The sequence below is a fragment of the Micromonospora sp. NPDC049139 genome (assembly GCF_055586845.1).
Genome location: NZ_JBVJHK010000020.1, coordinates 40,329 through 57,709, shown reverse-complemented (window position 1 = coordinate 57,709; position 17,381 = coordinate 40,329). Strand labels below are relative to the sequence as shown.

21 protein-coding genes are annotated in these 17,381 nt (G+C 74.8%); 9 read left to right on the top strand and 12 right to left on the bottom strand.

Annotated features, from left to right (window positions below; translation table 11 throughout):
* Positions 1 to 65: 65 nt before the first annotated feature.
* The 4 genes from ACZ6Q9_RS27605 (at position 66) to ACZ6Q9_RS27590 (ending at position 3,915) form a co-directional block, all read left to right on the top strand.
* Positions 66 to 758: a response regulator transcription factor gene (locus tag ACZ6Q9_RS27605; protein ID WP_350676845.1), complete on the top strand. Its 693-nt coding sequence runs from the start codon at positions 66 to 68 to the stop codon at positions 756 to 758.
* Positions 755 to 2,029, top strand: a complete 1,275-nt coding sequence (locus ACZ6Q9_RS27600; RefSeq protein WP_396830148.1) for a sensor histidine kinase — start codon at positions 755 to 757, stop codon at positions 2,027 to 2,029. Before ACZ6Q9_RS27605 ends, ACZ6Q9_RS27600 begins: the two co-directional genes overlap by 4 nt.
* 188 nt (positions 2,030 to 2,217) lie before the next feature.
* Positions 2,218 to 2,709: a PepSY domain-containing protein gene (locus ACZ6Q9_RS27595; RefSeq protein ID WP_396830147.1), complete on the top strand. Its 492-nt coding sequence runs from the start codon at positions 2,218 to 2,220 to the stop codon at positions 2,707 to 2,709.
* Positions 2,710 to 2,778: 69 nt separating this feature from the next.
* Positions 2,779 to 3,915 carry a beta family protein gene (locus ACZ6Q9_RS27590; RefSeq protein ID WP_466021442.1) on the top strand — a complete coding sequence of 379 codons (1,137 nt, stop codon included), beginning with the start codon at positions 2,779 to 2,781 and terminating at the stop codon, positions 3,913 to 3,915.
* Between the two features lie 37 nt (positions 3,916 to 3,952).
* On the opposite strand, the gene ACZ6Q9_RS27585 is transcribed toward ACZ6Q9_RS27590, so the two are convergent.
* Entirely contained in the window at positions 3,953 to 4,234 is a 282-nt protein-coding gene (locus ACZ6Q9_RS27585) for an adhesin (protein WP_393259059.1), read from the bottom strand.
* A gap of 180 nt (positions 4,235 to 4,414) precedes the next feature.
* Positions 4,415 to 5,488 carry an NAD(P)-binding domain-containing protein gene (locus ACZ6Q9_RS27580; protein ID WP_396830146.1) on the bottom strand — a complete coding sequence of 358 codons (1,074 nt, stop codon included), beginning with the start codon at positions 5,486 to 5,488 and terminating at the stop codon, positions 4,415 to 4,417.
* Positions 5,489 to 5,656: 168 nt separating this feature from the next.
* Between ACZ6Q9_RS27580 and ACZ6Q9_RS27575 the strand changes: the two genes are divergently transcribed.
* Both ACZ6Q9_RS27575 and dacB read left to right on the top strand, forming a co-directional pair.
* The gene (locus ACZ6Q9_RS27575; RefSeq protein WP_357698424.1) at positions 5,657 to 6,088 is read left to right on the top strand and encodes a hypothetical protein; all 432 of its coding nucleotides are present in this window, start codon (positions 5,657 to 5,659) and stop codon (positions 6,086 to 6,088) included.
* Between the two features lie 62 nt (positions 6,089 to 6,150).
* Positions 6,151 to 7,734 (top strand): D-alanyl-D-alanine carboxypeptidase/D-alanyl-D-alanine endopeptidase, encoded by a 1,584-nt coding sequence (dacB, locus tag ACZ6Q9_RS27570; protein ID WP_396830145.1) that lies wholly within the window; start codon positions 6,151 to 6,153, stop codon positions 7,732 to 7,734.
* Positions 7,735 to 7,815: 81 nt separating this feature from the next.
* Here the strand turns inward: dacB and ACZ6Q9_RS27565 are convergent, their stop codons facing one another.
* The 6 genes from ACZ6Q9_RS27565 to ACZ6Q9_RS27540 all read right to left on the bottom strand — a co-directional run bounded on the left by ACZ6Q9_RS27565 (position 7,816) and on the right by ACZ6Q9_RS27540 (position 10,969).
* A complete protein-coding gene (locus ACZ6Q9_RS27565; RefSeq protein ID WP_393259053.1) occupies positions 7,816 to 8,142 on the bottom strand; it encodes a hypothetical protein in 327 nt (108 codons plus the stop codon).
* Positions 8,143 to 8,231: 89 nt separating this feature from the next.
* A complete protein-coding gene (locus ACZ6Q9_RS27560) occupies positions 8,232 to 9,218 on the bottom strand; it encodes a hypothetical protein (RefSeq protein ID WP_396830144.1) in 987 nt (328 codons plus the stop codon).
* Between the two features lie 72 nt (positions 9,219 to 9,290).
* Entirely contained in the window at positions 9,291 to 9,635 is a 345-nt protein-coding gene (locus ACZ6Q9_RS27555) for a DUF1330 domain-containing protein (RefSeq protein ID WP_393259050.1), read from the bottom strand.
* A 119-nt stretch (positions 9,636 to 9,754) separates the two neighbouring features.
* Complete coding sequence (locus tag ACZ6Q9_RS27550) at positions 9,755 to 9,883, bottom strand: nitroreductase/quinone reductase family protein (RefSeq protein ID WP_393259228.1); 129 nt, start codon at positions 9,881 to 9,883, stop codon at positions 9,755 to 9,757.
* The gene (locus ACZ6Q9_RS27545; RefSeq protein WP_350676872.1) at positions 9,880 to 10,329 is read right to left on the bottom strand and encodes a pyridoxamine 5'-phosphate oxidase family protein; all 450 of its coding nucleotides are present in this window, start codon (positions 10,327 to 10,329) and stop codon (positions 9,880 to 9,882) included. Before ACZ6Q9_RS27545 ends, ACZ6Q9_RS27550 begins: the two co-directional genes overlap by 4 nt.
* Positions 10,330 to 10,375: 46 nt before the next feature.
* The gene (locus ACZ6Q9_RS27540) at positions 10,376 to 10,969 is read right to left on the bottom strand and encodes a pentapeptide repeat-containing protein (RefSeq protein ID WP_393259049.1); all 594 of its coding nucleotides are present in this window, start codon (positions 10,967 to 10,969) and stop codon (positions 10,376 to 10,378) included.
* A gap of 79 nt (positions 10,970 to 11,048) precedes the next feature.
* On the opposite strand from ACZ6Q9_RS27540, the gene ACZ6Q9_RS27535 reads away from it, so the two are divergent.
* Both ACZ6Q9_RS27535 and ACZ6Q9_RS27530 read left to right on the top strand, forming a co-directional pair.
* The gene (locus tag ACZ6Q9_RS27535) at positions 11,049 to 12,281 is read left to right on the top strand and encodes a serine hydrolase domain-containing protein (protein WP_396830143.1); all 1,233 of its coding nucleotides are present in this window, start codon (positions 11,049 to 11,051) and stop codon (positions 12,279 to 12,281) included.
* Between the two features lie 138 nt (positions 12,282 to 12,419).
* Entirely contained in the window at positions 12,420 to 13,061 is a 642-nt protein-coding gene (locus ACZ6Q9_RS27530; RefSeq protein WP_393456016.1) for an NAD(P)-dependent oxidoreductase, read from the top strand.
* Between the two features lie 72 nt (positions 13,062 to 13,133).
* Here ACZ6Q9_RS27530 and ACZ6Q9_RS27525 read toward each other — a convergent pair whose 3' ends face one another.
* The gene (locus tag ACZ6Q9_RS27525) at positions 13,134 to 13,775 is read right to left on the bottom strand and encodes a DUF6642 family protein (RefSeq protein WP_357698404.1); all 642 of its coding nucleotides are present in this window, start codon (positions 13,773 to 13,775) and stop codon (positions 13,134 to 13,136) included.
* A 304-nt stretch (positions 13,776 to 14,079) separates the two neighbouring features.
* Between ACZ6Q9_RS27525 and ACZ6Q9_RS27520 the strand changes: the two genes are divergently transcribed.
* Positions 14,080 to 14,895 (top strand): D-Ala-D-Ala carboxypeptidase family metallohydrolase, encoded by an 816-nt coding sequence (locus ACZ6Q9_RS27520; protein ID WP_393259046.1) that lies wholly within the window; start codon positions 14,080 to 14,082, stop codon positions 14,893 to 14,895.
* Positions 14,896 to 15,076: 181 nt separating this feature from the next.
* Here ACZ6Q9_RS27520 and ACZ6Q9_RS27515 read toward each other — a convergent pair whose 3' ends face one another.
* From ACZ6Q9_RS27515 to ACZ6Q9_RS27505, 3 genes are all read right to left on the bottom strand, one after another.
* Positions 15,077 to 15,259 (bottom strand): hypothetical protein, encoded by a 183-nt coding sequence (locus ACZ6Q9_RS27515; RefSeq protein ID WP_396830142.1) that lies wholly within the window; start codon positions 15,257 to 15,259, stop codon positions 15,077 to 15,079.
* A 148-nt stretch (positions 15,260 to 15,407) separates the two neighbouring features.
* A complete protein-coding gene (locus ACZ6Q9_RS27510; RefSeq protein ID WP_393456188.1) occupies positions 15,408 to 16,121 on the bottom strand; it encodes a response regulator in 714 nt (237 codons plus the stop codon).
* Positions 16,100 to 17,338, bottom strand: a complete 1,239-nt coding sequence (locus tag ACZ6Q9_RS27505) for a sensor histidine kinase (RefSeq protein ID WP_396830141.1) — start codon at positions 17,336 to 17,338, stop codon at positions 16,100 to 16,102. Before ACZ6Q9_RS27505 ends, ACZ6Q9_RS27510 begins: the two co-directional genes overlap by 22 nt.
* Positions 17,339 to 17,381: the final 43 nt, after the last annotated feature.

Below are 17,381 nucleotides of genomic sequence, written 5' to 3'. Positions count from 1 at the left end.
GGCCGAGGCTAAGGGACGGTTAAGGACCCGGGTCGGCGCGTCCGGCGGCGGCTACCCTGCCCCCTGTGGCCCGCCTGCTGCTCATCGAGGACGACCTGACGATCCGTACGCCGCTGCTGCGGGCGCTGCGCGAACGGGGGCACGCGGTGGCCGCCGCCTCGACGGCGATGGCCGGCCTGCGCGACGCGCTGGACGACCGGCCCGACCTCGTCGTGCTGGACCTGGGCCTGCCCGACCTGGACGGCCGGGAGCTGCTGCGGATGCTGCGCGCCGTCAGCGTCGTGCCGGTGATCGTGGCCACCGCCCGCGACGACGAGACCGAGATCGTCCGGGTGCTCGACGCCGGAGCCGACGACTACGTGGTGAAGCCGTTCACGGCGGCGCAGCTCGACGCGCGGATCCGGGCGGTGCTCCGGCGCGGGGCGGGGTCCGTCCCCGAGGACCCGGCGCTGGTGGTCGGCGGGCTGCGGGTGGACCCGAGGTCGCGGCAGGTCACCCTGGACGGCGAGCCCGTCGAGCTGACGCCGCGCGAGTTCGACCTGCTGCACCACCTCGCCGGCCGGCCGGGCCAGGTGGTCACCAAGCGGGAGCTGCTCGCCGAGGTGTGGCAGATCCCGTACGGCGGCGCCGACAAGACCGTGGACGTGCACCTGTCCTGGCTGCGCCGCAAGCTCGGGGAGAGCGCCCAGGCGCCCCGCTACCTGCACACGGTGCGGGGCGTCGGGGTGCGGCTCGAAGCGCCCGGGAGCGCCGGATGAGGGCGCGGCTGGCCCTGCTGGTCGCCGCCGTCAGCGTGCTCACCCTGGTCGCCTTCCTGGTGCCGCTGGCGCTGCTGGTGCGGACCGTCGCCGAGGACCGGGCCACGGTGCGGGCCACGGCCGACGCGCAGAGCCTCGTCACCGTCGTCGGCACCGCCGACACCGCGACGATCCGGTTGACGGTGGAGCAACTGGCCGCGGAGTCCGACCGGCCGGTCAGCGTCTTCCTGCCCGACGGCACCGTGCTCGGCACCCCGGCCCCGCGGACGCCCGCGGTGGCGCTGGCGGCGCGGGGGCAGAGCCTCACCGCGGAGTCGGGGCGGGGGCGCGAGGTGGTGATCGCGGTGCAGGGCCGCCCCGACGGCACCGGGGTGATCCGCACGGTGGTCCCGCCCGAGGAGCTGACCGCCGGGGTGACCCGCTCCTGGCTGGTCCTGGCCCTGCTCGGCGTGTTGCTGGTGCTGATCGGGCTGGCCGTCGCCGACCGGCTGGCCCGCACCCTGGTCCGGCCGATCGGTGAGCTCTCCGCGGTGTCGCACCGGCTGGCGAACGCCGAACTGGACGCGCGCGTCACGCCCGCCGGGCCGCCGGAGCTGCGTGAGGTGGCCGGTGCCCTCAACCACCTCGCCGGTCGGATCCAGGTGCTGCTGGCGCAGGAGCGGGAGGAGGTCGCCGACCTGTCACACCGCCTGCGCACCCCGCTGACCGCGCTGCGGCTGGAGGCCGAGTCGCTGCGCGACCCGGAGGACGCGGCCCGGGTGACCGCGGCGGCGGACGGGCTGGAGCGGGCGGTCACCGGCCTGATCCGGCAGGCCCGCTGGCGGGCGCCGACAGCCGGGGCGGCCAGCGCGGACGCGGCCACGGTGGTGGCCGAACGGGTCGCGTTCTGGTCGGTGCTGGCCGAGGACACGGGGCGCGCGGTCACGCTGGACCTGGTGCCGGGACCGCTGCCGGTGGGCGTACCCGCCGACGAGTTGGCGGCGGCCGTGGACGCCCTGCTCGGCAACGTCTTCGCGCACACCCCGGACGGCACGGCGTTCGCCGTCCGGCTGACGGCCCGGGCGGGCCGGGCCGTGCTGACCGTGGCGGACGAGGGGCCGGGCATCGCGCCCGACACCGTCGACCGGGGCGCCAGCACCGCCGGTTCCACGGGACTCGGCCTGGACATCGCCCGGCGCGCCGCCGAGGCCGCCGGCGGCCGCCTCACCCTGCACACCGCGCCCTCCGGCGGCGCCGTGGTACGCCTCGAACTCGGCCCGCCGACGCCCTGACCGGGCAGCTCGCGCCACGCCGGGCGGTGCGGTCGGGGTCCCGGCGACCGGACGCGACGACCGGACGCGGCGACCGGGCAGAGCGGCCGAGCGCGGCGACCTTAACCCGGGCTTAGCGTTCGGGCAGCGTGCCGCTATCCGGCCGGACGCGATCCTCGTGGTCAGGAACCGAGGAAAGGCGAACCGAGATGAAGCGCAACCCCCTGATCCTGGCGTCGGTCGGCGGCATGGCCGTGCTCGCCGTAGCCGGCGCGACCCTCGGCGTCGCGGCCGCCGACAGCGGTCCCGCCCAGGCGACCACCCTGGCCGCCGCCACGACCACCCCGACCCCGGACAACAGCACGACCAGCGCCCCGGCGACCGGCGGCACCTCGGCGGCCCCCGGCACGCCGTCGGGCAGCGGAGCCCCGGCGACCGGCGGGGACGCCGTCAGCGAGCAGCGGGCCCGCGAGATCGCGCTCGCCCGGGCGGGCGGCGGCCAGGTCGTCGAGATCGAGGCCGAACAGGAGCACGGACGTCCGGTGTGGAGCGTGGAGATCGTCTCCGGGCAGACGGAGCACGAGATCGACGTCGACCGGGAGAACGGCACCGTGGTCAAGGCCGAGCAGGAGCCCGTCGACGACGACGACGACCACGACCACGACCACGACGACGACGATGACGACTCCGACGACGACTGACCCTGGTGCCGCCGCTTCCCGCGTCAGGGGGGCGGCGGCGCGTCGGTCGGGTCGCGTCCGATCGACCCTGTGACCGACACCGATGTCTGGCTACATTGGGGTATGGTGCCCGCCCACGGAGGCCGGGCGGCGGAACCGGTCTACCGCCCCATCCTCGCCACTCGGCGGGGCGAGCTGGAGGCGCTCGGTCATCTCGACGACGTCGTCACTTCCCTGCTCGCCCCGGTTCTCCAGGTGTCCATCCTGGACTCGTACACACTGGACGTTCTCGGTCGGCTGCCCACCGGGCTGCTCCCGGCCGTCGACGTCACCGGTCTGCCCGACACTCCGGAGACCGAGCTGGCCCGCTGGGGCGTACCGCTGGTGCCGGTGATCGGGCTCGCGGACAGCGACCGGCGCCTGGTGGCGCACGGCGCGGCGGCGCGGGGCCACGCCCACCGGGCGGTGGTCCGGCTGCGGGTCGGCCAGGACCGGGCCGGCCCGGACGCGACCACGGCGGCGGTGGAGCGCGTCTGGCGCCTCACGCGCCTCGTCCCGGAGCAGTGCGACCTGCTCCTCGACGCCGGGGACGTGTGCTGCGCGGCCGACGTTCGGCTCGCCGAGCCGCGGCTGCGCCGGCTGCTGGAGTGGGCCCGTCGGCACGCCTGGCGGTCGGTGAGCGTGGCGGCCGGCGGGATGCCGCCCACGGTGTCCCGCCTCCCCACCGACGAGCCGGTACGCCTCGACCGCTGGGACTGGCGGCTCTGGCAGCGGCTGGCGGACCTCGGCGTCGGGTACGGCGACTACGGCGTCGGCTCGGCGGTGCCCGGCGCCGACCAGCCGGGCGACCGGCTGCCCACCGTGCGCTACACCACCGACGACGCCTGGTGGGTGTACCGCTGGTCGCGGCGGGGTGGGCGGGGCGACGACCGGTTCGCGGACCTGTGCCGCGCGCTGGTCTCGGCGCCGCACTGGCCCGCCGCCGGGGCCGACTTCTCCTGGGGCGACCACGAGATCGTCCGGCGCGCCCGGCGGGGCGCCGGTGCGGGCTCGGCCAGCAACTGGGCGGCGTGGAGCACGTCGCACCACCTGGCGCACGTGCTGGCGACGCTGGCGCGCCCCGGGCGGGAGGCCCGGCCGGGGCCGTGGCGTTCCGGTCAGCCGGCCGCCGAGCGGGGTCGGCCCGCCCGGCCGCATCGGGGCGGGGAGACCCGCCGGGCCGGCTGACCCGCTACCTCAGCGCCGGCGACCCGCACCGGGCACGTCACTGTTTTTCGGTGAACCCGAACTGCACGATGCCCTCGTCGTCGACGGAGGCATCGACGGAGGCGTCGCCGAGCAGCTCGGCGGCGTCGGAGTCCAGGAAGATCCGGGCGCCCTGGTTGTCGACCACATGGTCGCCCTTGACCGGTTCGGCGACCAGCTCGACGGTGAGCGAGCCCGCCTGGGTGTCGGCGGCGATCCGCACCCCGCCGTCCTCGGCGACGTCCTGCTGGTTGGCGAGGTCTCGAATCACCATCACGGCGTTGTCGGTCATGGTGAGCATGGCGGAACTCCTCGTGGATTCTCGGATACGCGGTGCGGACCGGGATTCGGCCCGCGCACGAGCGCACGTGGGAGGCGATGGAAGGGCGACACGCACATCGCCGTCGCAGGTCGGGGCAGGTGAAAGCCCCTCCACGGCCTACGTTGCCCCCTGCCGGGGGATCCGTCAAATAGAGCGGGATCAGTGCCGGGCGCCGGCCGGGGCGAGCAGTGCCCGGATCTCGCGTGCCGCCGCGCGGCCGGCCCGGTTGGCGCCGACGGTGCTCGCCGACGGTCCGTACCCGATCAGGTGGATCCGCTCGTCGGCGACCACCCGGGTGCCGTCCATCGTGATACCGCCGCCCGGGGCGCGCAGCCGCAGCGGCGCGAGGTGGTCCAGCGCGGCCCGGAAGCCGGTGCACCAGAGGATCACGTCCGCGGGCACGAACCTGCCGTCGTCCCAGGCCACGCCGTCGGGCGTGATCCGGTCGAAGACGGGTAACCGGTCCAGCACGCCGCGCTCGCGCAGCCGGCGCAGCTCGGGCGTGAGCGGCAGCCCGGTCACCCCGACCACGCTGGCCGGCGGGCGGCCGGCGCGGACCGCCGCGTCGACCAGGGCCACCGCCGCCCGCCCCCGTTCGGGGGTGAACTCCTCGTCGCGGAAGTCGGGCGGGCGCCGGGTCACCCAGGTGGTGCCTGCCGCGACGGCGGAGACCTCGGCGAGCAGTTGGACGGCGGACGTCCCGCCGCCGACCACCACGACCCGCCGGCCGGCGAACTCCGCCGGACCCCGGTAGTCGGCGGTGTGCAGCTGGCGGCCCCGGAAGCCCGACCGGCCCGGGTAGTGCGGCCAGAACGGCCGGGTCCAGGTGCCGGTGGCGTTGACCAGGGCCCGGGTGGACCAGGCACCCCCGTCGGTCAGCACGTCCAGCCGGCCGTCGGGCCGGTCGCGCACCTCGCGGACCCGCACCGGACGCCGTACCGGCAGGGCGAACTCGCGCTCGTACGCGGCGAAGTAGGCGCTCACCACCTCGGCCGCCGGCCGGTCGGGATCCGCCGCCGGGAACGGCAGGCCGGGCAGGTCGTGGAAGCCGTGCACCCGGTCGAGCCGCAGCGTCGGCCAGCGGTGTCGCCACGCCCCGCCGGGCCCGTCGTCCCCGTCGAGGATCACGAAGCCGTCACCGGGGGCGAAACCGGCGCGGCGCAGGTGGTAGCCGGCGGAGAGGCCGGCCTGGCCGGCCCCGATCACCAGCACGTCGACGGAGCGCTCGTCCATGTCGGGTACAACAACGCACGCCCGCTCCGACTGCCCGCCGGGTGGCGTCTCGCCGCTCACACGGCGCGCCGCGCCGCCGGCGTGGTGACGTTCCGGCCCGGGTAGGAACCGGCCCGCCTCGCCCGGAGTCTGATCGGCGTACGGGCCGGGCTCGGGCGGGAGGCGGGAATGGGTGGACGGCGGGGATGGCGGGCGCTGCTGCCGGCGGCGGCGCTGGGCGTGCTGCTGAGCGGCTGCACGGGCGTCGGGGTGGCCGAGGCGCCGACCGAGGGCACGGCGTCGTACGAGGCGTGGGGGCTCAACGAGGCGTCGAGCGACCTGAGCGGCGGGGACCGGACGGTGGTGCTCAACGGCGACCTGGAGCACGACAGCAAGGCGTTCTTCAGCGTCGACGGGCGGTGGCGGGCCGACGGGTTCGTGCTGGACGACGCCTCGGCCGAGAAGGTGCGCGCCCTGGCCGGTCGGCTCCCCGACCGGACCGGCGACCCCGAGTGCCGGCGGCTGGTGCTGGTGGCGGAGGGGCTGGTCGACCGGGCGGTCGCCGTCCTCACCCCGGAGGCGTCCGGCGGTCCGGTCACCGCCACGCCACTCGACGGCTGAGCGGAAATTTTCCTTCGGTTGGCGGTCTTCTCTGGCGAATACCTCCGTGGCAGCATCAGCGCATGCATCGTCGTCTCTTCCCCCGGACGCTCGCGCTGGCGGCGCTGGTGGCCGCCGCCGCCACGGCCGGCGCCCCGACCGCCACCGCCGAGGCGCCGACCCCCGCGGCGACCCGCCTGAACGCCACCATCGACGCGATCCTCGCCGACTCCCGGCTGGCCGGGGCGCAGGCATCGGTGGTCGTGAAGGACGCGGCCACCGGCGAGACCGTCTACCACCGCAACGGCGACCGCCGCCTGGTGCCCGCCTCCAACACGAAGCTGCTGACCTCGGCCGCGGCGCTGGAACTGCTCGGGCCCGGGCACCGCTTCGCCACCGAGGTGCACACCACCGGCACCCGGCGCGCGGGCCTGGTCTCCGGCGACCTCTACCTGCGCGGCGGCGGCGACCCGACCATGCTCGCCGCCGACTACGACGCGCTGGCCGCGCAGGTCGCCGCCAAGGGCGTCCGGGTCGTCACCGGCAACCTGGTCGCCGACGACACCCGCTACGACAGCACCCGCCTCGGCCCCGACTGGACCTGGGACGACGAGCCCTACTACTACGCGGCGCAGGTCTCCGCCCTGACCGTGGCTCCCGACACCGACTACGACGCAGGCACCGTCATCGTGCGGGCCGCACCCGGCGCGGGCGCCGGCGCCCGCCCGGTCGTCACCACGACCCCCGCCACCGGGTACCTGAAGATCGACAACCGGGCCCAGACGGTCGCCGACGGGGAGACGTCGATCTCCTTCGAACGGACGCACGGCGGCAACACGGTCGTGGTCACCGGGCAGATCGCGCTCGGCGACGCGCCGGAGAGCGACTGGGTCACCGTCTGGGAGCCGACCGGCTACGCCGCCGACGTCTTCCGCTCCGCGCTGCGCAAGCACGGCGTGCGGGTGCTCGGCCGCACCGTGCTGGGCCAGGCCACCCCGGAGGAGGCGGCCGAGGTGGGGCGGCACGAGTCGATGCCGCTGGCCCAGTTGATGGTGCCGTTCCTCAAGCTGTCCAACAACGGGCACGCCGAGGTGCTGACCAAGGAGATCGGCCGGATGCTCTCCGGCACCGGCACCTGGACGGCCGGGCTGACGGCGATCAGCGAGTACGTCGCCGACGCGGGGATGGACACCGGCACGCTGCGCCAGCGGGACGGCTCGGGGCTCTCCCGGCGCAACCTGATCCCCGCCGACGAGTTCGTGGACCTGCTCACCGCCGTCCGGGCCGAGCCCTGGTTCGACACGTGGTACGCCGCCCTGCCGGTCGCCGGCGACGCGGACCGCTTCGTCGGCGGAACGCTGCGCAGCCGGATGCGCGGCACCCCGGCGGCGGGCAACGTGCACGCCAAGACCGGCAGCCTGACGGGCGTCTCCGGCCTCTCCGGCTACGTCACCGACGCCGACGGGCGGGTGCTCGCGTTCTCCATCCTGCTCAACAACTACCTGGCCTCGTCCGTGAAGGGGCTGGAGGACCAGATCGCGATCGCGCTCGCCTCGTACACCGAGAAGGGCGCCGCCGCGGCGCGGGTCGCGCCCCCGACGGCACCCGACGCTCCCCGGGTCCCCGAGGGCCGGGAGTGCTCCTGGGTGAAACCCGTCGCCTGCTGACGGGCCGGCGGGGCCGGGCCCCGCCGACGGGCCGGCGGGGCCGGGTGCGAGGGTCCCGCCGGCGCTCAGGCGCTCAGGCGCTCAGGCGCCCGGGCGCTGCGGCGGCTCGGCGGTCGGGTCGCCGCGCGCGATCAGCGCGGCGATGTCGGCGGGGCGCAGGCCGCGCTGCGCCAGCACCCGGACGCCCCAGCGGTGCAGCCGGCACGGGTGCGGGCTGGCGTCGTTGCGGCAGACCGTCCCGCCGGACCAGCTTCGGGGCGCGTGCACCACCACCGCCCGGACGGCGAACTGCGCGTCCTCGGCGGTGACGTACGGCGGCAGCGGGATCTCCCGGAGCACCTCCCCGGACGGCTCCCCGGCGCCGCGTGGAGCGGGCGGACGGACGGTGCGGGCGATGGTGCTGCTCATCGGTCGAGCCTCCACAGAGGATTGTCGGACGTGGACAGCAGAAAGTTACGACACGGCGAACGCAGCGCGACGGACAAACTGTCCCGGAGTCAGCGACCGCAGCCCCGGCACGGGCGCCGCGTACGCAGGTGGTACCCGACCGCCGCGACCCCCAGCCCCCACCCCCACAGCCAGTACGCCGGCTCCGCGACCCAGAAGAACGCGAGCGGGTAACGACCGTCCCCCGGGTCGAACGTGCCGGTGACCGTCTCGACGGTGAGCTGGGCGAGTCCCACCCCGAAGTAGCAGACCAGGCCGACGGAGAACAGCGCGGCCGGGACGAGGAGCAGCAGCCGGGGGATCCGCCGGCCCGCCAGCAGCGGCACCCAGCCCGGCCAGACCACGCCCCAGGAGTGCGCCAGGGCCAGCGGCAGCAGCACGCCCGCGAGCAGGAAGCCGACCTCGAAGGCGACCATCGACGCGCCCGCGCTGAGCGGCACGTCCTCGAAGCCGACCCACACCTGGGCGGCCAGGCGCAGCAGGCAGCCCGCCACCGCCGACCAGGCCGCCACCCGGGCCCAGGTCGGCACCGTCGTCGCCGCCTCGCGCGCCGGGCCCGTGCGCCCGCACCGGCGGCAGTCGCCCCGGAGCCGACGCCGGTGTTGCAGGACCGCCGCGTGCAGCAGCGCGGCCCCGGCGAGGCAGGCGAGGCGGCTGAGCAGGGCACCCGGGTGGAACGCCGCACCCGGATCGAGGATCAGCAGCCCGACCACGTCCAGCAGCAGCAACGCGCAGGAGAGCAGCACCGCCGCGCAGACCACCCAGCCGGCGACGGCCAGCGCCGGCCGCCAGGAGCGGGCGGCGGCGAGGCCCGCGCCGACCAGCCCGGCGGCGGCACAGAGCGCCACCGCCCACCAGCCGGTGAAGACCACGAGGTCCGTGTCGAGCGGCGGGAAGGCCGGCGACCCGACGAGGGCCCAGCGCACCCGCACCGCGCCGTAGAGCAGGGCCCAGGCGATCACGGCGTACGGCAGGACCGGGCGGCGCGGGCGGGCGGCGGCGGGTGACGGGGCCGGTGACGGCAGCATCGTGGTCATGCCGCCAGGCTGCCGTCGTACGCGGCGCGGCGGTTCCCCGGCGGGGGTGGACCGGCTCCCCCGCCCGGGGGATCAGCGGGCGGCGCGCTCCCGCAGCCGGGCGGCCGTGCGGCGGGCGTCGTAGTCGGGGGCGACCCCGTCGACGATCAGCGTCGCGCCCGGGATGTGCCGGGTGCGCAGCGGAACGATCTCCTGGTAGGCCGGCGAGTCGTACCAGGCCCGGGCGCGCTCCAGGTCGGGGAACTCCACGATGACCACGGTGCCGGGCCAGTCGCCCTCCTTGACCTCCACCTCGGCGCCGTGCACCCGGAACCGGCCGCCGAACGGGTCCAGCGTGCCCTGGATCCGCTCGATGTAGGTCAGGACGTCCTCGTTGATCTGCGGTGCGTGCAGGTGGGCGAGCGCGAACGCGGGCATGTGTCCCTCCCCGTGGGCCGGTCCGCCCGGCCGGATCGCCGGTGCGGTACGCCGAGTCTCGCGCCGGCGCCCGCCCGGCATCGATTACCCACGGGGTAACGGCGGCCCGCCGCCCCTGCTCAGACGCGGTCGAGCACGACGACCGGGATGTCCCGGCCGGTCCTCGCCTGACACTCGTCGTACGACGGCCAGACGGCGGCCATCGTGGACCACGTCCGCGGCCCCGGTGGGCGTCGCGCGGAACTCAGTGCCGTCGGCGGCGGTGCAGCCCGCGGCCGGGGTGCCAGCTCTCGATGACCAAGTGGTCCGGCGGATCCCCCACCCGGGTCAGGACCACCTCGGTCAGCTCGATCCGGAACCGGTGCGAGCCGTCGTCGCCGGGCGGCTCCTCGTGCGCCCGGCCGGCGATCTTCGCGTCGCCGTCCCAGGACCGCGGATCGTCCTCGGGAGCGTCCTCCGTCGGGCAGTGCAGCGCCACCCGTGGGTCGCGGCGCAGGTCGAGGGCCTTGAGCGCGCCGGCCATGCTGCCCAGCCGCAGGTGCTCGGGGCCGAAGTCGAACTCCGTGCCGCTGATCCGGGGCGAGCCGTCCCGGCGCAGCGTCGCCATCGTGCCGTGCTTGCGTACCGCGAAGCGGGCACGCACCCGCTCGGCGAACTCGGGTTCCTCGCGCAGGAGGTCGGACCACCATGTCATGGGGCCCAGCGTGGCAGCCAATCCGGACAACCCGTGGCGGCTTTCCTCAGCGGATCTCGAACCCGAGCGCCTGCGCGATCACCACGGTCTGCTCCGGGTCGACGATCGCGCCGGCCCGCTCCACGACGGTGGGGTCGAGCGCGGTCAGGTCGCTGCCGCGCAGGTCGGCGCCGGACAGCCGGGAGCTGTGCAGTTGCGCGGCGGAGAGGTCCACGCCGGTGACGGTGGCGCCGGTCAGGTTGGCCCCGGTGAGGTCGGCCTCCCGCATCCGGACGTCGGTGATCCGCACGCCGCGCAGGTCGGCGCCGGGCAGCGCGACGAACGACCAGTCGCCGCCGGAGACCGTCAACGGCCGCAGGTCGCACTGCGCGAACGTGCTGCCCACCAGCTTGCAGCCGGTGAACTCGGCCTCGAAGAAGTTGCACCGTTGGAAGGTGCAGCGGGTGAAGGCCGAGTCGGTGTGCCGGGAGGCGTTGAACCGCACGTTGCCGAAGGTGCACCCGTCGAAGACCGCGCCCTGGCTGACCGCCTCGGTCAGGTCGACGTGGAAGAACGAGCAGCCGACGAAGTGCCGGTCCACCAGCTCCTCGCCGTACCAGTCCTCGTCGCGGAAGGTCGCGTCCTCGGTCAGCTCGGGCATCGGGCCAGGCTACCGGCGTCGTACGACATGTGGCCGCCGACTCTTCCGGTGCGGGGTACCGGCTAGTAGGTTCGGCGGCGTGAGTGTGGCACGCAGCATCGACCCGGACCAGATCGGCTTCGACCCGGCGCGCCTGGCGCGGATCGACGCGCACTTCGGCAGGTACGTCGACGACGGCAAGCTCGCCGGCTGGCAGGTGGTGGTCACCCGGCGCGGCGAGATCGCCCACTCGTCGACGTACGGGCTGCGCGACGTCGAGGCGGGGGCGCCCGTCGAGGCGGACACGCTCTGGCGGATCTACTCGATGACCAAGCCGGTCACCTCGGTCGCCGCGATGATGCTCTGGGAGGAGGGCCGCTTCGAGCTGACCGACGAGATCAGCCGCTGGCTGCCCGAGTTCGCCGACCTGCGGGTCTACAGCAAGGGCTCGGCCCTCAAGCCGTACACGGTGCCGGCGGTCGAGCCGATCCGGGTCTGGCACCTGCTCACCCACACCGCCGGCCTGACGTACGGCTTCATGCAGACCTCGGTGGTCGACGGCCTCTACCGGGCCGCCGGCTACGACATCTACCCGCCGGCGGACGTCGACCTGGCCACCGCCTGCCAGGCGTTCGGCGAGCTGCCGCTGCTGTTCCAACCCGGCACCGCCTGGGGCTACTCCGTCGCCACCGACGTGCTGGGCCGGCTGGTCGAGGTGGTCTCCGGGCAGAGCCTGGACGCCTTCTTCGCCGACCGGATCTTCCGCCCGTTGGGCATGACCGACACCCACTGGTGGGCCGACGGTGACGCCGCCGGCCGGCTCGCCGCGCTCTACGCGCCCGACCCGCGCACCGGCCGCGCGTTCCGCTACGACAAGCTGGGCGCCCTGGCGTACGAGAAGCCGCTGCTCCTCTCCGGCGGCGGCGGCCTGATCTCCTCCGCCGCCGACTACCACCGGTTCACCCAGATGCTGCTGCGCGGCGGCGAGCTGGACGGGGCGCGCCTGCTGGCGCCGCGCACGGTGCGCTTCATGGCCCGCAACCACCTGCCCGGCGGGCAGGACCTGGGGACCCTCTCCACCGGCGGCTTCGCCGAGACCACCTTCGACGGGATCGGCTTCGGGCTGGGTTTCGCGGTGGTGGAGGACCCGATCCCGAGCCGGGTGCCGAGCAGCGTGGGCGAGTACTACTGGGGCGGGGTGGCGAGCACGGCGTTCTGGATCGACCCCGCCGAGGAGGTCACCGCGCTGCTCTTCACCCAGCTCATGCCGTCGAGCACCTACCCGCTGCGACCGCAGCTACGCCAGCTCGTCTACTCCGCCCTGGTCGACTGAGCCGGCCGGGCACGGTCGGATCGCCGGTTACCGCACCGGCCGGGCCACCCGCTCCATAACCTGGGAGGCGGACGGCAACCCGGCGGGCGGGCAGGCAGACGGTCACCGCCCCGGCCGGACGGGGGGCGGGAGGCGGTCATGAGCAACATCGTCGTGTTCGGGGCGGGCGGCACCGCGGGCTCGCGGATCACCGCCGAGGCGGTCGGCCGGGGGCACCGGGTCACCGCCGCGGTGCGCCGCCCGGAGGCCACCTCGTACCTGCCGCCGTCGGTCAAGCTGGTCACCGGCGACGCCACCAGCGGACGGAGCGTGCGGGAGCTGGCGCCCGACACCGACGCGATGGTGGTGGCGATCGGCGGCGGGGAGCGCGGCCTCTGGCTCAACGCGGCGCGGACCCTGGTCGGCACGCTGCGGGACCTGCCGGCCGCGCCCCGGATCATCCACGTGGGCGGCGGGTCCACGCTGCTCACCCCGAAGGGCACCCGCTACCTCGACGAGCCGGACTTCCCCGACGAGTACCGCGACGCCGCGCTGGGCCAGGCCGACGCCCTGGAGTTCTACCGCTCGTCGGCCGACGGGGTGACCTGGACGTACGTCTCCCCGCCGCCGCTGGAGTTCCATCCGGGCGAGCGCACCGGGCACTACCGCACGGGCGGCGACCAGCCGGTCACCGACGACGAGGGCCGCTCGGTGCTCAGCTACGAGGACCTGGCGGTGGCGATCGTCGACGAGATCGAGGCCCCTCGCCACACGAACGAGCGGTTCACCGCCGCGTACTGACGGCGGTTCCGCCCGCCGGGGGTCGACCCGGGTTCGTCGCGATGCCTGCCACCACCCGTTTCTACCAGCCGGTCAGCGCGGGCGGGGCGCGGCGCGGCCGGCGGCGGGCTGGGCGGGGACCCGGGGGCGGACCGAGGGTCGCCAGGCGCGGCCGTTGGCGTAGATGATCCGGAAACCGAGGTACGACGCGAGGGGCGCCCAGTGCGCCGAGCCCATCCGCAGCTCGGCGGCGTTGTGCCGCTGCCCGTTGGCCAACACGTCGAGCAGTACGGTTTCGAAGGCAGCCGATTCCACCCAGTCCACTTCCCGGGTGAAACCGCAGATCAGCGCCGCTCCCGTGGCGGCCAGGAAGTCCCGCAGCGCGGCGTCGGAGGCGCGCAGCACGGAACAGCTGCCGAAATAGAGCCGCCGGCCCTCGCAACGACCGGCCATCAGCTCGGCGACGTCGGCGAGTTCGACGGATTCCCAGTCGGTGAGGCAGAGCCGGCTCGGTTCGCCGTGCATCGCGAAGAAGCCCACCCGATGGTCGGCGTACTGCTTGAGCAACCAACGGTCGACGAAATAGAAGAGTTCGTCGCGGGTCGCCGCGTCCTTGTGGATGAAGCGGATCTTCCCGAGCCGTTCGAGCAGTTCGAGGGTGGGCAGGACGGAGCCGCGCTCGTTGAGGTCCCGGTGCCACTGGCCCTCGACGCAGAAGACGCCACCGCGCGCCACGCCGCCACCTCCCCCGTTCCCGCCGGCGCTGACGTTACCGCGTCGAACCGCCCGCAGAACATCACCCTCGGTGTCGCCTGGTGCGACGCCACGTGCCGTTCGCGGTTCTCTGCGGCCGGTTCGCAGCGATTGGGCGTTTCGCAAATGGGCCTGATGCCCGGGCAGGACCCAGGAACAGCCAATCGTGAGGACAATTCTTGTTAATTGCCACCAAAGGGCCGCCCAGGTGCCAGGGTGGAAACGCGGGACGCCCCGGTCGAGTCCCGAAGGCCACCCCAATCGCACTCCTATCGGGAGGACTTCTGTGCGCGTTAACACCCTGAAGCGGGCGCTTGTCGCATTCGCCCTGGCGGTGCCGGGAGCCGCGATCGCCACGGTGGTCGCCGCGCCGGCGGCCCACGCCGACGCCTGCTACACGTGGAACCGCAACCTCTACCAGGGGCGCTCCGGCGAGGACGTCCGCCAGCTACAGATCCGGGTCGCCGGCTGGGCCGGCAACCGGGACATCGTCGAACTCGACGGCCGCTTCGGGCCGAAGACCGCCGCCGCGGTCCGGCGGTTCCAGTCCGCGTACGGGCTGCGGGTCGACGGCGTCGCCGGGCCGCAGACGTACGCGAAGATCTACGAGCTGCAGGACAACGACTGCACTCCGCGGCACTTCAGCTTCGCGGAGATGGACGACGGCTGCGGCCGCGGCGGGTGGACCGGCGGCCCGCTGTCAGCCGCCCAGACCCGGCAGAACGCCCTGCAGACGATGTGGAAGCTGGAGGCGCTGCGGCGCAGCCTCGGCGACAAGCCGCTCTACGTGAGCAGCGGCTTCCGCAGCCGCGCCTGCAACGACCAGGTCGGTGGGGCGTCGGACAGCCAGCACCTCTACGGCAACGCCGCCGACGTGGTCTCCCGCACGAGTTCGCTGTGCGAGGTGGCCCGGGACGCCCGCAACCGGGGCTTCAGCGGGATCTACGGGCCGGGCTACCCGGACCACGACGACCACGTGCACGTGGACTCGCGACGGGAGAACGACAGCGATCGCACGCCCAACACCACCAGCTGGTCCGCGCCGGACTGCGGGATCGGCGCCGCCAACACCCGAGCCGGCCAGGGGCCGACGGATCGGTAGGACGGTCACGGCGACGCCGGCCCGGAGCGCGGGTGGGCAATCCCCGCACCCCGGCCGGCGTCGTCCCGCCCCGGGTCGCCGCGGGCGGGCGTACCTCCGCTCAGCACGGCAGGCCTCCCGCGCTCCGGCAACGGGGCGGCTGACCCGCCTTGCCGCATCCTCGGCAACGGTTACGGAAGGTTCAATCCCGATAGGCGGCGAGCAGGTCTTCCGGCGACAACGACCGCACTCCCTCGACGGTCGTCCCGCTGCGGGACACCGCGACCAGCGGCACCTGCTCGTCGGCCCCGGGCAGCCGGGACCGGTGCAGCAGCAGGCGATTCAGGTCGTGCACGTCGAAGGGACGATTCTCCAGCCACTTCACCGATCCGACGACGGTGATCCGCTTTGCGATCGGCTCACGATCGGCGCCGACCAGGTCGATCTCCGGATCGTTCGTCCACGTCCATCCTTGATAGTTCCAAGGGTGAAACCCTCACGGATGAGTGTGTCCGCCGGGAGTGGGTCGCGGCTCAGACCAGGCCGGCGTCGTGGACCAGCAGGGCGACCTGGACCCGGTTGTTCAGGTCGAGCTTGACCAGCAGCCGCGACACGTACGCCTTGACGGTGGCGACGCTCATGAACAGCTCGCCGGCGATCTCGGCGTTGGTCCGGCCCTGCCCGAGCGCGACGGCGACCTCGCGCTCCCGCTCGCTGAGCCCGGCGAGCTGCCGCAGCGCCCGCTCCCGGCGGGGGTCGGGGCCACCGGGCGCGCGGGGGGTCGTCACGTGGTCGATCAGCCGGCGGGTCACCGCCGGGGAGAGGGTCGCCTCCCCGGCCGCCACCCGGCGCACCGCCCGCACGATCTCCGCGGGCGGGGTGTCCTTGAGCAGAAAGCCGCCGGCACCGACCCGCAGCGCCCGGAGCACCTGCTCGTCGGCGTCGAAGGTGGTCAGCACCAGCACCTCCGGCGGGTCGGGGGACGCCCGCAGCGCCTCGGTGGCGGCGAGCCCGTCGAGCCGGGGCATCCGGATGTCCATCAGCACCACGTCCGGCGCGCACGCGGCCACGGCGTCGGGCACTTCGCTGCCGTCGGCGGCCTCGCCGACCACGAGCACGTCCGGCACGCCGCCGAGGATCATCGACAGCCCGGCCCGGACCAGCGCGTCGTCGTCGACGATCAGCACCCGCACCGGCCCCTCGGTGGCGGCCGTCGCCGGCCCGGTCACGCCGGCCATGGCAGCCAGGCGGCCAGCCGGAAGTCGCCCGAGTCGTCCCGCCCGTGCTCCAGCCGGCCGCCGGCCAGGCTGACCCGTTCGGCGATGCCGACCAGGCCGGTGCCCGCGCCGGGGATCTCCGGGCCGGTGATGCCGCCGACCGGCCACCGGTTGCGGATCTCCACGGTCAACCCGTCGCCGGGGCCGCCGCCGACGTCGACGGTGACCGTGGCCCCGGCGGCGTGCTTGCGGGCGTTGGTCAGCCCCTCCTGCACGATCCGGTAGACGCTGCGCCCCGCCGCCGCGGGCACCCGTTCCGCCGCCGTGACCACCTCGCGGATGCTGACCCGCACCCCGGCCGACCGAGACTCCTCGATGAGCGCCGGCAGGTCGCCCAGGGTGGGCTGCGGGCGCTCCGGGTCCTCCTCGGCGGCGGTCTCCGCGCGGAGCACCCCGATCACCTCGCGCAGGTCCTGCAACGCGGCGTGCGCGCTGTCCCGGATCACGCCCGCTGCCCTTGCCACCTCCTCCGGCGCGGCGTCCGGCCGGAACTCCAGCGCCCCGGCGTGCAGGCTGAGCAGCGAGATCCGGTGCGCCAGCACGTCGTGCATCTCCCGGGCGATCCGGGTGCGCTCCAGGTGCCGGGCCTGGGTCACCCGCAACTGCTGCTCCGCCTCGGCCCGCTCGGCGCGCTCCCGCAGCGACACGACGAGCTGCCGCCGCGCCCGGACGAACATGCCCCACGCGAGCACGGAGAGGCTGAGCACCACGCCCCAGACGGTCGCCACCCAGTACGGCAGGTGGGGATCGGGACGCAGGTAGCTGAAGAAGAAGTTGGTGACCAGACCGGCTGCGGTGATCCCCAGCGCGACGGCCGTGCGGCGGTGCACCACGACGGTGAAGTAGATGATCAACAGCGGGACCGCCGACGCCAGCGAGAAGACGGTCAGCGGCAGGGTCACGACGGCCAGCCCCAACGGCCACCGGCGCCGCACCCAGAGCAGCACGCAGCAGACGAGCCCGAGCAGGGCGTCGACCGGGACCATCCAGCGCTGCGGCAGCGGGGTGGCGAATTCCGGGTCGGGCCCGGCGGCGTCCGCCGTGACGAGCAGGACCCAGCCGAGGCCGAGCAGGAAGCAGAGGCTGTCGACGAGCCAGTCCCGGGTGGTCCGCCGACTCCGCCCGGCCGCCCCGGCGAGGGCCCCCGGCAGCAGCCAGGGATGCTCGGGTACGGCCGCGCTGGTCATGCCGCCATGCTAGGCAGCCGCGCCGGACGCCTGCCAGCTACCA

Coding starts and splice junctions, on each gene's coding strand:
- ACZ6Q9_RS27600 (WP_396830148.1), top strand. CDS start 755: ATGAGGGCGCGGCTGGCCCTGCTGGTCGCCGCCGTCAGCGTGCTCACC.
- ACZ6Q9_RS27595 (WP_396830147.1), top strand. CDS start 2,218: ATGAAGCGCAACCCCCTGATCCTGGCGTCGGTCGGCGGCATGGCCGTG.
- ACZ6Q9_RS27585 (WP_393259059.1), bottom strand. CDS start 4,234: ATGCTCACCATGACCGACAACGCCGTGATGGTGATTCGAGACCTCGCC.
- ACZ6Q9_RS27580 (WP_396830146.1), bottom strand. CDS start 5,488: ATGGACGAGCGCTCCGTCGACGTGCTGGTGATCGGGGCCGGCCAGGCC.
- ACZ6Q9_RS27575 (WP_357698424.1), top strand. CDS start 5,657: ATGGGTGGACGGCGGGGATGGCGGGCGCTGCTGCCGGCGGCGGCGCTG.
- dacB (WP_396830145.1), top strand. CDS start 6,151: ATGCATCGTCGTCTCTTCCCCCGGACGCTCGCGCTGGCGGCGCTGGTG.
- ACZ6Q9_RS27565 (WP_393259053.1), bottom strand. CDS start 8,142: ATGAGCAGCACCATCGCCCGCACCGTCCGTCCGCCCGCTCCACGCGGC.
- ACZ6Q9_RS27560 (WP_396830144.1), bottom strand. CDS start 9,218: ATGACCACGATGCTGCCGTCACCGGCCCCGTCACCCGCCGCCGCCCGC.
- ACZ6Q9_RS27555 (WP_393259050.1), bottom strand. CDS start 9,635: ATGCCCGCGTTCGCGCTCGCCCACCTGCACGCACCGCAGATCAACGAG.
- ACZ6Q9_RS27545 (WP_350676872.1), bottom strand. CDS start 10,329: ATGACATGGTGGTCCGACCTCCTGCGCGAGGAACCCGAGTTCGCCGAG.
- ACZ6Q9_RS27540 (WP_393259049.1), bottom strand. CDS start 10,969: ATGCCCGAGCTGACCGAGGACGCGACCTTCCGCGACGAGGACTGGTAC.
- ACZ6Q9_RS27530 (WP_393456016.1), top strand. CDS start 12,420: ATGAGCAACATCGTCGTGTTCGGGGCGGGCGGCACCGCGGGCTCGCGG.
- ACZ6Q9_RS27505 (WP_396830141.1), bottom strand. CDS start 17,338: ATGACCAGCGCGGCCGTACCCGAGCATCCCTGGCTGCTGCCGGGGGCC.